The 13308-nt window shown below is 46.4% G+C and carries 12 protein-coding genes and 3 pseudogenes; 11 read left to right on the forward strand and 4 right to left on the reverse strand.

All coding sequences use genetic code 11. From position 1 onward, the window contains the following. Positions 1-311: 311 nt before the first annotated feature. On the forward strand, positions 312-704 hold the full coding sequence (locus tag MiSe_RS32560) for a VOC family protein (protein WP_226587937.1): 393 nt from the start codon (positions 312-314) through the stop codon (positions 702-704). 66 nt (positions 705-770) lie between these two features. On the opposite strand, the gene MiSe_RS32565 is transcribed toward MiSe_RS32560, so the two are convergent. Continuing rightward, positions 771-1814 (reverse strand): hypothetical protein, encoded by a 1044-nt coding sequence (locus tag MiSe_RS32565; RefSeq protein ID WP_226587939.1) that lies wholly within the window; start codon positions 1812-1814, stop codon positions 771-773. A 243-nt stretch (positions 1815-2057) separates the two neighbouring features. Continuing rightward, a complete protein-coding gene (locus tag MiSe_RS32570) occupies positions 2058-2951 on the reverse strand; it encodes a helix-turn-helix domain-containing protein (RefSeq protein ID WP_226587942.1) in 894 nt (297 codons plus the stop codon). A gap of 256 nt (positions 2952-3207) precedes the next feature. Here MiSe_RS32570 and MiSe_RS32575 point away from each other — a divergent pair, with 256 nt between their 5' ends. From MiSe_RS32575 to MiSe_RS32585, 3 genes and pseudogenes are all read left to right on the forward strand, one after another. Further along, complete coding sequence (locus MiSe_RS32575) at positions 3208-3759, forward strand: MATE family efflux transporter (RefSeq protein WP_226587944.1); 552 nt, start codon at positions 3208-3210, stop codon at positions 3757-3759. 473 nt (positions 3760-4232) lie between these two features. After that, positions 4233-4433, forward strand: a pseudogene (locus MiSe_RS32580) (zinc-binding dehydrogenase); the annotation flags it as partial. Beyond that, positions 4417-4572, forward strand: coding sequence for a hypothetical protein (locus tag MiSe_RS32585; protein ID WP_226587947.1), 156 nt, complete (start codon positions 4417-4419; stop codon positions 4570-4572). The pseudogene MiSe_RS32580 and the gene MiSe_RS32585, both read left to right, overlap by 17 nt. A gap of 161 nt (positions 4573-4733) precedes the next feature. On the opposite strand, the gene MiSe_RS32590 is transcribed toward MiSe_RS32585, so the two are convergent. Next, positions 4734-5600, reverse strand: a complete 867-nt coding sequence (locus tag MiSe_RS32590; protein ID WP_226587949.1) for an RNA polymerase sigma-70 factor — start codon at positions 5598-5600, stop codon at positions 4734-4736. Positions 5601-5603: 3 nt separating this feature from the next. Beyond that, positions 5604-6227, reverse strand: a complete 624-nt coding sequence (locus MiSe_RS32595; protein WP_226587951.1) for an FMN-dependent NADH-azoreductase — start codon at positions 6225-6227, stop codon at positions 5604-5606. A gap of 168 nt (positions 6228-6395) precedes the next feature. Between MiSe_RS32595 and MiSe_RS32600 the strand changes: the two genes are divergently transcribed. The 7 genes and pseudogenes from MiSe_RS32600 to MiSe_RS32635 all read left to right on the forward strand — a co-directional run bounded on the left by MiSe_RS32600 (position 6396) and on the right by MiSe_RS32635 (position 12746). After that, entirely contained in the window at positions 6396-6971 is a 576-nt protein-coding gene (locus MiSe_RS32600) for a methyltransferase family protein (protein ID WP_226587953.1), read from the forward strand. Positions 6972-7488: 517 nt separating this feature from the next. Beyond that, the gene (locus MiSe_RS32605; protein WP_226587955.1) at positions 7489-7965 is read left to right on the forward strand and encodes a GNAT family N-acetyltransferase; all 477 of its coding nucleotides are present in this window, start codon (positions 7489-7491) and stop codon (positions 7963-7965) included. A gap of 80 nt (positions 7966-8045) precedes the next feature. Beyond that, a complete protein-coding gene (locus tag MiSe_RS32610; RefSeq protein ID WP_226587957.1) occupies positions 8046-8459 on the forward strand; it encodes a GNAT family N-acetyltransferase in 414 nt (137 codons plus the stop codon). Between the two features lie 113 nt (positions 8460-8572). After that, on the forward strand, positions 8573-9559 hold the full coding sequence (locus MiSe_RS32615) for a mechanosensitive ion channel family protein (RefSeq protein WP_226587960.1): 987 nt from the start codon (positions 8573-8575) through the stop codon (positions 9557-9559). A gap of 14 nt (positions 9560-9573) precedes the next feature. After that, positions 9574-10895 (forward strand): annotated as a pseudogene (locus tag MiSe_RS32620) (DUF2254 domain-containing protein). A gap of 5 nt (positions 10896-10900) precedes the next feature. Then, a pseudogene (locus MiSe_RS54120) lies at positions 10901-11625 on the forward strand (hypothetical protein). Positions 11626-11897: 272 nt separating this feature from the next. Further along, on the forward strand, positions 11898-12746 hold the full coding sequence (locus tag MiSe_RS32635) for a 2-oxo acid dehydrogenase subunit E2 (protein WP_226587966.1): 849 nt from the start codon (positions 11898-11900) through the stop codon (positions 12744-12746). Positions 12747-13308: the final 562 nt, after the last annotated feature.

Here is a 13308-nt window from a genome sequence, read left to right on the forward strand (position 1 = left end):
CACGGCATCAAAAGCCTTTTGGTGAGCAATAAATCTGATTTATGCCGTGGTTGGTGAAATACAAACCCCTAGTAGGGGCACGGCATCAAAAGCCTTTTGGTGAGCAATAAATCTGATTTATGCCGTGGTTGGTGAAATACAAACCCCTAGTAGGGGCACGGCATCAAAAGCCTTTTGGTGAGCAATAAATCTGATTTATGCCGTGCCCCTACGGCGTGGTCAAAAGAATTGAAAACCGCTGTAAACGGGCTAACATAATGCAGTGCAAAGCTTTTCGGTCTACTGAATATTGAAAGCGAAAAGGCAAAAAGATGAAATTTGGCTACACCATTGTCTATGTCTCGTCGGTAGCGGATGCACTGACCTTTTACAAGGAGGCATTCGGGTTTGAAACGCGCTTTTTTCATGAGTCTGGTCAGTATGGTGAGTTGAACCCGGGCGAAACGGTGCTTGCTTTTGCCTCACATGCTATGGGTGAAATGAATCTTGACGGACACTATCAAAAAACCGATCTCAATGCTACGCCTTTTGGAGTTGAATTAGCTTTTGTTACTGATGACGTAGCATCATCCTATGCTAAGGCAGTTGCCGCTGGTGCAGTTTCCATCAAGGAGCCAACCACAAAGCCTTGGGGGCAAGTGGTTGCATATGTTCGTTCTAGAGAAGGGTCATTAATTGAGCTTTGCTCTCCCATCGGTGGCTAACAATGCTATTGCAATGCGCTGCCTGAAACTTGCCGTTCTACGCGCGTTCGTGGTTGAGTTACAAACCTAACTGTAAGCCAGAGAGAGAATTAGTCGATTACCCATAATGAGTAGGGGCACGGCATGATTAACGTTATCTGTTTCTCCGAGATATCTCTCATGCCCTGCCCCTACGCCATGGGGCACGGCATGATTAACGTTATCTGTTTGTCGGAGATATCTATAATGCCGTGCCCCTACGCCATGGGGCACGGCATGATTAACGTTATCTGTTGGTCGGAGATATCTATAATGCCCTGCCCCTACGCCATGGGGCACGGCATGATTAACGTTATCTGTTGGTCGGAGATATCTATAATGCCCTGCCCCTACGCAACGGGGCACGGCATGATTAACGTTATCTGTTTCTCCGAGATATCTATAATGCCCTGCCCCTACGCCATGGGGCACGGCATGATTAACGTTATCTATTGGTCGGAGATATCTCTCATGCCCTGCCCCTACGCCATGGGGCACGGCATGATTAACGTTATCTGTTGGTCGGAGATATCTCTCATGCCCTGCCCCTACGCCATGGGGCACGGCATGATTAACGTTATCTGTTTCTCCGAGATATCTATAATGCCCTGCCCCTACGCAACGGGGCACGGCATGATTAACGTTATCTGTTTCTCCGAGATATCTCTCATGCCCTGCCCCTACGCCATGGGGCACGGCATGATTAACGTTATCTGTTGGTCGGAGATATCTCTCATGCCGTGCCCCTACGCAACGGGGCACGGCATGATTAACGTTATCTGTTGGTCGGAGATATCTCTCATGCCGTGCCCCTACGCAACGGGGCACGGCATGATTAACGTTATCTGTTGGTCGGAGATATCTATAATGCCCTGCCCCTACGCCATGGGGCACGGCATGATTAACGTTATCTGTTTCTCCGAGATATCTATAATGCCCTGCCCCTACGCCATGGGGCACGGCATGATTAACGTTATCTGTTTCTCCGAGATATCTCTCATGCCCTGCCCCTACGCCATGGGGCACGGCATGATTAACGTTATCTGTTTCTCCGAGATATCTCTCATGCCCTGCCCCTACGCCATGGGGCACGGCATGATTAACGTTATCTGTTGGTCGGAGATATCTCTCATGCCGTGCCCCTACGCAACGATGCGGTGAGGTTTTTTTATTATGGGCAATTCAACGGACATGATATCAGTCTATACGGCGGGGTAGTTCATACTTTGCGATAATTACTAGGTGTAATATCGTTGACCGTTGCATCGGAATTACGACCTGTAGGGGCAATTAGCAATTAGCAATTAGCAATTAGCAATTACCAAGAAAGGCCGCTCATTCCGATGCAACCGGATTTGATATAACTCCGGTGAATTGGCGAAAATATTTGCCTAAGTGACTTTGACTGTTAAACCCACATTGGAGGGCAATATCTGCGAGCGCAACTTGAGAAAATTGCAACATCTGTTTTGCTCTCTCTACTCGCTGCTGAAGTAAATATTGGTGCGGTGAAATGCCCATCGATTGTTTGAATAAACGGCTAAAGTGAAATTGACTGACTCCTGCTATAGCAGCCAGATCGGCTAATTTAATATCTCGATCTAAATTGACGCTGATGTACTCCGACACTTGCAAGATTTGGCGATCGCTCAATCCCCCTTGATAGATTGGCACGCGAGGTTGCGTCGTAGAATACTCGCGCAATAAATTTACCGCCAGTACGTTCGCCAAAGATTCTACATAAAGCCTCCCCACCCAACCTCCGCCTTTGTGCAGTTCTGCCCGCAGCAGCATCAATGTTTGTTCCAATTGCGGATCGCGCACTCGAAACTCGGTTACCAATTCCAGACGATCTGGATCGATTTCCGTTGTTTCCTGGGCGACAGATCGCAAGAATTGGATAGGGATTTGAACGTGTAAAAAACAATCCTCGCCTTCTGCGCGGTAGGTAGCAGGAATGTCAGCAGGGGTAATCGAAATATCTCCTTGGGAGTAAAGTCCCGTGTAGCGGCGATCGCCTACAACTTGATGAATTCGGTGAGGACGGGGTGCTAAACACAATGGGATCAAATGCGCTGCATAACCTTCTGGAATATCTATTCCAGAAGGTGGCTGCTGAAATTCTTCCACCAGCAACGGTTCCCAACCGAGTGCTTGACTCGAAACGATCAAAGACGGGATTTTGCGGTTGGATAAATTGGTGCTGCCAGTCTGAGATGCTTTCACCATCAGAGTTCTGACCTGTTTGTGAAACTTACAGCAAGATTTTGACAATCGCGCAAGATCTAAGTAGTTCAGCGCTCTGGATTCACTTAATTTGTAATTGGATCAAGTTACAAACCTTAACAAAAGGTTAGGTTCCCAAAGATGGCTCACTGACTGCACATAGATGCGAGTCCGCGAGGAGAGCGATTTCCCGAAGGGAACACTTTGCAAACGCACTCGCGCCCCATGACGAATTGAAGCCGAAAATCGTCAAACAGATTTGTGGCAACAACATGAAACCCAGGAGAAACCCAATGGAAAAACGGATAGCGATCGCAAGTTGGGGATTTCCTACGCAACGACAGTACGAGTTGGGCAATGGTTGGGACGGCGCGATTTCATGGGCATTCAGCAAGCCGCTTGGGTAAGTATGAGCATTAGTACGATCTTTATGCTGGGTATTTCGATCGTCTTTTTGGTTTTCCCAAAACAGGTCATTGGCATTTACTTAGACGTGCAAAATCCGGAGAATTCAGCTATCATCACCTTGGCACTACCACTCTTGATTATTGCTGCGATCGCTCAAGTTTTAGATGGTTTCCAAAAAGCAGTATATGGCTCTTTGCAAGGTCTGCAAGATACTCAAGTTCCCATGCTGCTGAATGTGTTGGGCTATTGGGGTGTAGGCTTATCGGTGGGATATGGATTGGGGTTTCATCTGGGGATGGGTAGTGTAGGGCTTTGGCTCGGGCAATCAGTGGCGATCGCTGTTGTAGCAGGGCTGTTTCTTTGGCGATTGCGAAAGTCGATCGCCCAAGGAAAATTGTGCTAAGTAGGGCTTGCTGAAAAAGCAGTTTAAGTTGTTGAAGTCAGCATCACCCGTTTGCCGATCTCGATTTGTTGAGCAATATCGCAGGCAATTATATCGGCTCCCTGCTGTGCCAAATTCATCGTTTGTGCTGCGCCCAGCTATCTTAAACGGTACGGAAATCCTCAAACGATCGCCGACTTGAAAAATCACAACTGCCTTGCTTTTATTTCAGCTTGGAGTTAAAGCAAAAGGGAATTGTTGGGTAAAGAGATGGAGAAAGTAAATAAGTTGAAGCGATCGCAGCACAACACGACGATGAACTGACATCTATCTTGACTCAGTGGCAAACCTATGACTTTGGGCGATCTCAAAACAGATAGAATCAATCTTTATTGTTGCAGAATATGTTGTCCTGAGCCAAGAGGGAGTTGTGCTTCTCCCAGAACACCTATCCTACGAAGAAGGCGCATCATTGCCCTGTGCTGCCGTCACGGCTTGGCATTTTGCAAAAAAGTATTGATGTTCAAGGCATTTATGTCGGGAGCCGCGAAATGTTTGAAGCCATGAATCGGGCGATCGCATTGCATCAAATCAAACCGATTATCGATCGAGTGTTTCTCTTGAACGAAGCACCAGAAGCTTATCGCTACCTGCAAAGTGGCAGTCACTTCGGGAAAATTGTCATTCAACTATAAAGTTGAGCAATTCCTGGAATGTTGTCATTGCTATGTCCTCGAGCGATCGCTGCTTGATAAACGTTATGAATGGCAGCGATTCAAGATGTTCGCGTTTGAGTCCTATGCGATCGCGTTGGCAAAATCTGCCAAACGTTGATTAAAGTAGTCCGAGTTTTCCCATTGGGGCGCATGACCACCCGTTTCATAATTGAGACTTGGACAAAAACCGGAGCGAAATTGGCTTCAACCCCAGATAGAGACGGACTGGTAGCTCGAATCGGTATCGACTAGAGGCTAGGGGTTTCAGGCATGGTTGGGTCATATCCCATTAACTGCTTTTAGCTTCTCTGGATTGACAACTGCAAAAATTGCTTGGATGCTTTGACCTGAAAATTCAAAACTAAAAGTGCTTTGAGGTTTCCCTTCCATAGTATTCAAAATTCCAAGTTGATGATTAATCCAAACAATTTGAGAACTGAATGTAGGGATCAGCCGACTCCGCCGAATTGCGACCAAGAAGCGAGCTACTTTTTGACAACCCTGTAACGGTCGCTGTGCTGCTGTTACTTGACCACCCCCATCTGAGAAGAAGGTGATATCCTCTGCCATGAGTGCAATGAGTTTATGCAGATCGCCTTGATTCCAACTAATCAAAAACTGTTCGATAATTTCCTCTTTTTGTTCAAGAGATAGGCTGATGCTGGGTCGGCGAATCACCAGATGTTGACGCGCACGACGCACAATTTGACGGCAATTCGGAATGCTCTTGCCAACTGTTTTAGCAATCTCTGAGTAATCATAGTCAAAAACTTCGCGCAACAAAAAGATTGCTCGTTCGGTTGGGGATAAACATTCGAGCAGCATGAGAAATGCAAAGGATAACGACTCTGCTAATTCAGCATTGTCTCCCAGAGCGTTAATCCCGTCGGTCATCAAAGGTTCTGGCAACCAAATCCCGACATATTTCTCTCTTTGTACGCGAGCAGAACGAAGCCGATCGATACACAAACGGGTGATGAGACTTGACAGAAATGCTTTGGGAGATTGGGCGATCGCTTGGGTCAATTGCCAACGTATCCAGGCTTCCTGCACCATATCTTCTGCATCGGTGGCACTACCAAGCATCCGATATGCGATCGCAAACAGCAAGGAACGATGCTGATTAAATATTTCTAGGCGTTCCATAGTCTACCAGTCTGTTGCTAACTTCATCAGTTTGGCTCGCGCAGTTGCAATCTCTCGTTGCCGAATTTCGTCTGACATAAATTGATCGGGTACGGGTACAACCGTTACATCATCAATCCCGATGAATCCCAACAGCGAGCGCAAATAAGTATCGCAGAAATTCATTTCACCTTGGGGCGTACCTACAACAAAATTTCCGGCACTTGGCGTAATGATGAGGGCTTTTTTACCCTTTGCCAGTCCTTCAAAGGTATAGGTTGCCGGATCGAAGGTAAAGGTGCGATTGATGCGGACAACATTATCCAAATATGCCTTTAGGGTAGATGGAATACTAAAGTTATACATTGGCACGCCCAGCAAGAGACGATCTGCCCAGAGTAACTCTTCAATCAATTTCTCTGATTCAGTTAATGCGGCTGCCATTTGATCTGATCGCTTCTCTGGCAAAGTGTAATTCGCCTTTGTCCAAAGTCCCGTTGGATGAGCAGGTGGATTTATCCCAACATCGCGCTTTTTGTGCTGAATTCCGCAATGAGACATTTGCCAAGCTTGGACAAACTCATCGCTCAAGCAGCGCGAAATCGAACCCTCTTGGCGAACACTCGATTGAATCTCAAGTAACTTCATCGTTGATTCTTCGTTCTACAACCTCTATTCATAAGACGAAAAAGCGCTGCTACTTGTGACAGGCTTCAATTCTCAACCTGAAATCCCCACTGAGGACTTGCGGCATAACAGCAGAGGTCATGGGTGCGGTTTATACTGAGAGAGCAACCAAGTGCAGTAAGGAATGGTATGACAATTACGGCTGCTCTGGCATACCTTTTTATTGTTTGCTACTTTGTCATTGAGCGTTTGTTAAGAAAAGGGGAAAAAGCCCTCAGTCTTCAAGCTGGTGCATCCGATCGTGGCAGTTCTCGAATCCTTTGGATTAGTGGTTTATTCAATATCCTCCTTGTTCTGTTTGCTCCAATCTTGAATGCCTATCAGATTGGATATTGGCATAGTGGATATGTTGGCTGGCTAGGGCTACTACTTATGCTTGCTGGACTTGTCATGCGGTACTGGGCTGCTAATACACTCGGTGAGTTTTACACCAGAACATTGCAAATTGTTGAAGCTCAGCGCATCGTTGACCAAGCTCCGTATAACATCATTCGACATCCTGGTTATCTGGGGACATTCCTAATGGAAATTGGCGCAGGTTTAGCGATCGCTAATTGGATTGTGCTGTTACTTGTTGCGGGCATAGGAATGCGATCGCGTTTTTACCGCATCCCAGCAGAGGAAGAAATGCTAGTAACAACATTTCCAGAGCAATACAACATCTACAAAGCGAAAACTTGGAGGTTGATTCCATTCATCTACTAATATTGCAGTCAGCCGCCGAACGAGAATGAATGCGGGAATTACTGAAATCAGAAAGCGCAGGGGTAAACTGAGAAAGTAAATTACCGTTTCGCTTGCGGAAATTACCAAAATGAATGCGCGAATTACTGAAATCAGAAAGCCAACGGGTAAAATGAGAAAGTAAATTGCCATTTGGCTTGCGGAAAATACCAAAATGAATATGCGAATTACTGAAATGAGAAAGCGCAGGGGCAAAATGCTTATTCCAAATGCATAGATCGCAGCTATCACTATTTTTATTGCTGCTGCGAACGGATAGTTATATCATGTCCGCGAGAGATCGGTAGTGTATCGATGGCTAATTGCTAATTGCTAATTGCTAATATAGTATTTTTCCTGACATTAGCCATTAGCGATTAGCTATTAGCAGTTACACAACCGTTGCTACCGGACATGATATTACAGGTTTGACAGTAGCTAGTTTTTCCAGATCAGGTTAATTTTTGACCTTTGCAAACGGTTACCACTGGAGTTCCCCATGATCCGACCGACGACGCCGGATGATTCGGCGGCGCTAATCGCCCTAGCTGTGGCGGCAGAGATGTTCGCCGCGAACGAAACCGAGGCGCTGGGCAAAGTGCTGGCGGACTACTTCAGCGGCAACCTCGATGATGGTCACGTGTGGGTCACTGACGAAGAGGAGGGCGAACCGTGCGGCGTCGCCTACTACGCGCCAGATCCGATGGCGGATCGGACGTGGTATGTATATATGATCGCCGTGCATCCGGACTATCAAAGACGGGGACGCGGAACGGCGTTGATACAGCATTTGGAAAATGAATTGCGATCGCGCGGCGAACGTCTGTTGCTGGTCGAAACATCGGGATTGGCGAAATACGATCGCGCGCGGGCGTTCTACATCAAGTGTGGCTTTGAGCAGGAAGCGCGCATCCGCGACTACTGGGCAGCAGGCGATGATAAGATCGTGTTCCGCAAAGCGTTGAACGCAGACTAGATCGCAGTCTGGGGCAATGGGCGACTACAGTGATTTTCCAGTTGAAGCACATAATCCAACATCAAAATTCTTATTTTGAAATGCTAGAAATCATCTACAAAACTGATTTAGATAATGTTGATTGGGATGAGATGAAAACAACATTATGCGAAGATGCTTTTGATAATGGGCGCAGTCCAGAAGAGCTTAAAACATCATTTGAAAATAGCTACGCTGCCTGTGTTGCCTATGCCGATAATCGAATTGTTGGCACTGCCCGCGTTTTGTCTGATGGTGTTTGCAATGCTTATGTTGTCGATGTCTGGACACTCAGCACGTATCGTCGTCAGGGCATTGCAACAACAATGATGCAAAATCTACTAAGTCGATTAAAGGGGCAACACGTCTTTTTATTTACAGATGATGTTCCCGAATTTTATGCGAAACTTGGTTTTGTGGAGCAACCTATCGGCATGGGACAAGTCATCGGAACATGGTTGGTGAATGAAGCATAGGATGAATATGACCTGAATCAGCCTTGCGTCACACCAATCTACAGCCTTCAGATAGAGTTTTACCTCGCTACTTTTTACTAACATCAACAACGAATGAGGCGCGAGGAAGATTCATGAGAGCAGAAATATCCGCAGTCTGGGACAAGATTCAAAGCATGATTAATGACTTTATTGTCCTGCTGCCGAACATGGTTCTGGCGTTAATTGTCTTTGCCATCTTTTTCTTTGTTGGCAGGGCGATTAAGAAACTGGTCAGACGGGTTACCCGCCACCACCGCCAGGCCCGGAATTTGGGTCTGGTGTTGGGAAGGTTAGCCCAGGGTATTACTGTTCTGGTTGGTTTGTTTGTTGCCTTGTCGATTGTAATTCCCACATTTAGAGCGGGCGATTTGGTGCAACTGCTGGGAATTAGCGGGGTAGCGATTGGTTTTGCCTTTCGCGATATCTTACAAAACTTCCTTGCTGGTATCCTAATTCTTTTGACGGAACCGTTCCGAATCAATGACCAAATTGTGTTTAAAAACTTTGAGGGAACGGTAGAAAATATTGAGACTCGCGCTACAACCATCAGAACTTATGATGGTCGCCGGATTGTAATTCCCAATGCCGAATTGTTCACCAATTCTGTTACTGTGAACACCGCGTTTGAAAACCGCCGATTGGAGTACGACATTGGTATTGGTTACGGCGACGATATTGACCGAGCCAAACAGTTAATCCTGGAAGCAATGCACAGTGTCGATGAAGTTTTGAAAGACCCTGCTCCTGACGCGCTGGTGCTGGAACTTGCAGGAAGTAGCGTCAATATTCGCGCCCGATGGTGGATCAACCCGCCGCGATGGGCAGATGCACTTGACTCGCGGGACAAGGTGCTGTCTGCGATTAAGAAAAAGCTGATTGCTAATGGCATTGACTTGCCCTTTCCGACGCAGCAAATTTTGTTTCACGACCAAACCGAAGAAACCGATGGCGTTCGCTCTCTGCAACGGGAAGGATGGCCCGCTGGTAATGGCGCAGTTCCCAAACCCCGCAGCATTGGCGGTTCCTTGCGAAAACTGATTGAATTGCGATCGCCACAAAACGACAACGGACAATCTTAACCCCAGCACAACTCATGAAAAATGTCAAGTTAAGCAAACTTTGGGATTCGCTCCACTCTAGCTACTGGTTTATCCCGACATTGATGGCGGTGGGGTCGATGATTTTAGCGATTGCAATGCTGACGCTTGACCGCAAGGGTAATGTACCAAACTGGGGGTGGATTTACACGGGTGGAACGGATGGTGCGCGCGCGCTTCTTTCATCGGTAGCGGGTTCAATGGTCAGCGTTGTCGCTACAGCTTTTTCCATTACTATTGTGGCGCTGACTCTGGCGAGTTCAAATTTTGGCCCCCGATTGCTGCGTAATTTTATGCAAGATACGGGGAATCAAATCGTGCTTGGCACTTTCATCGCCACGTTTATTTACTCTTTACTCGTACTGCGGACAATTCATTCAGAAGGAGAAGAATACAACGAGTTTGTACCCCAACTCTCGGTTACAGTCGGTACCGGATTGGCAATTGCCAGTATCGGCGTGCTAATTTACTTTATCCATCATGCTTCAACCATTATTCAAGCGTCCCATGTGATTGCTCAAGTTAGTGCAGATTTAGACAAAGCAATAGATAGACTATTCCCCGAAAAAATCGGCGATGATAAAGCGAACTACCCGCGACAAGTTGGAGAAATACCAGCAAACTTTGACTCGGAAGCAAGTCCAATCAAAGCCACTGGCGATGGTTATTTGCAAGCAATCGATGACGACGAATTAATGAAAATTGCCCGTCAGTACAATTTGCTTGTAAGGGTTAAAACTCGACCGGGAAAGTTTATCGTCAAGGGCACCGATTTAGCGATGGTTTTGCCGGGAGAACGGGTGAATCAGAACCTGAACCAACAGATTAACGATGCTTTTATTTTGGGCAAAGAACAAACTGAATATCAGGATGTACAATTTCCGATCGATCAGTTAGTTGAAATTGCGTTGCGTGCGATTTCTCCTGGTATCAACGATTTACCGCGATTCGGTGCATCGACCGACTCAGCGCCGGATTATCTCGCCTCGCTCAAAGGGATTTTCCCTCGCCCTATCGCTACGACGATGAGCATAATTTGCGCGTCATAGCTCTTGGAGTGACATTTGAAAAGTTAGTCGATAGTGCCTTTAACCAAATTCGCCAGTACAGTAAATCAGATGTGGCGGTGACGATTCGCTTATTGGAAGCTATAGCTTGCATCGCCACTTACACCGGCAATTCCAAACAACGAGAAGCTTTACGCCGTCACGCGGAGATGATTTTAAATAGTAGCCGCGAACAAATTTCCCAGGAGGAAGACCAGAAAGATGTGCAGGAGCGGTATCACCGAGTTATTAAAGCTTTAGAACAGGATTAATTTATATGAACATTAATACTTTAGCTTTATCCGCAGCGCTCGCCATTGGTTTAGCGCTGACACACTTATTTTCCGGCAAATTGCGGTTTGCTCCTATCCCTCGCAGTCGCTGGCTTTCAGCGGCGGGTGGGGTTTCGGTTGCTTACGTTTTTGTGCATATTTTACCGGAATTAAATCAGCACCAAGCGGTATTAGAGCAAGTAGAATCAGGGGTGATTTCTTATCTAGAACACCAGGTTTATTTAATAGCTTTGTTAGGGTTGACTGTATTTTATGGACTGGAGCGAATGGCAAAATTATCCCGTCAGCGTGGCAAAGGCGATATCACCAGTCCCGGCGTTTTTTGGCTGCACATTGCTTCTTTTTCGATTTACAATGCCCTGATTGGCTATCTGCTGCTGCATCGGAACCGGGCATTATTAGTTTGCTGTTGTTTTCTTTTGCCATGGCGCTGCACTTTGTAGTAAACGACTCTGGTTTGCGGGAACATCACAAGCAAATTTATGACCGCATCGGACGCTTTCTACTAGCAGCAGCTATTATTGTGGGGTGGGTGTTGGGTAGCGCTACTGAGATTGGTTTAGCTGCGATCGCAGTTTTATTTGCCTTTTTAGCTGGAGGAGTTATTCTCAACGTCCTCAAAGAAGAATTGCCAGAAGAAAGAGAAAGTCGGTTTTGGGCATTTGCCCTTGGTGCTGGAATTTACACCGCTATTTTATTGGCTTTGTAGCCGCAGAAGTCTCACCACTCATATGATGTCCGTTGAATTGCCCATAATAAAAAAACCTTACCCCGTCGTTGCGTAGGGACACGGCATCAGAGATATCTCGGATAAACAGATAACGTTTATCATGCCGTGTCCCGGCTAATTATGGGTAATCAACCGGACAGGATCTCAGACCAAGTGCTGGTTTTTCTGCTGCTTGGGAAAGTCTTAAAATTATAGTTGCAGCAGCGCGATCGCGTCGCCACTGCAAATTGTGCAATCTGAGGAGACAACAGATGCATCAAATAGATTTAATTGGCAGTTTTGAGGAACGCCAGTTTCCAGATTTTCGTCACCCGACCATCGATACATTGATTTGGGGCAGCAAACGGCATCATATCCCCATCCTACTAGAAATTGATGTGACGGCAGCACGAGAGGCCATCCGCGAGCAGAAAAAGACTGGTCAAAGCATCAGTTTTACGGGTTGGATCGTTAAGTGTATTGCTATTGCGGTCAGCGAACATAAATCTATCCATGCACTCCGCAAGGGAAAACGAAGGTTAGTAATTTTTGATGATGTAGATGTAACCATAATCGTGGAACGAACCGTCCCCGGTGCAGACGAAACGCTGCCGATGCCTTATATTATTCGCAAAGCAAATGAGAAAAGTGTTGCTGTTATAAGCTCAGAAATCCGTACCGCGAAACAATCACCTGTCGCCGTAGGAGAAGTGCAAATTGGTTCCACCCGCGCCGCCTGGATCGCAAAAATTTCGACGATGTTGCCAAGATTTGTGCGCGATTGGTTCTTCTGGCAACCATTGTTTCGCAATCCTTTTCTGTTCAAGCGCATGATGGGTACAGTTTCGGTAACCGCCCTGGGAATGCTCGGTCAAGGTGGGATGAATTGGGGCATTCCCATCGGTATCCATCCTTTGATTGTGGCAGTGGGAGCGATCGCCAAACGACCCGGCATTGTGCATGACCAGATTGTCGTTCGTGAGTACGTCGGACTGACGGTGCTGTTTGACCATGACGTGACAGACGGTGCGCCAGTGGCACGTTTCATCAAGCGATTGCAGGAATTAATCGCCACTGGGTATGGGTTGAAACAAGAGCAAGGGGTTGATATTTCAAAATAAGATTTATTATGAACGAATCGCGGCAGTATCCAACCTATTACAGCAGATTGCAAATGAGTGATATTATGTCCGGTTGTATCGGTACCGTAAGCCGGGGCGGGTTTAAAAAAATTTCTCGTGATTTTACACAATGGCTGGTAAAACCCGCCCCTACATCATCAAAAACTATACACTACCGTTGCTAGCGGACATCATCTGAGGTACAGCCTTTTGGCGCAAGGCAAGTGTAGCGGCACCCTTAAGGGTGCCGCTACACTTGCCTTGCGGTGTACCTCATTCTTCTTTGTGGCATATGAAGTAATTATTTGATTTGGTACTGCAACAGGCTTTAAACATATGCCTAAAGTAATAAATTTAAAAATATATCTTCTATCTAAAGAGCCACGAGTTTTGCATTATTGAGGTTTAATTTAAAATTATGGTGATGCGGTTAATGCTTAAACCCTATCCGAGGCCATATGACTTTTGCTCAAGTCATATCATGTCGGATAGCATCGGTAGTTGAGCCGGAGCGGGTTTAAAAAGATTTCTCGTGATTCCACAGAATGGCTGGTAAAACCCG

Source organism: Microseira wollei NIES-4236 (assembly GCF_020521235.1).
Classification (GTDB): domain Bacteria; phylum Cyanobacteriota; class Cyanobacteriia; order Cyanobacteriales; family Aerosakkonemataceae; genus Microseira; species Microseira wollei.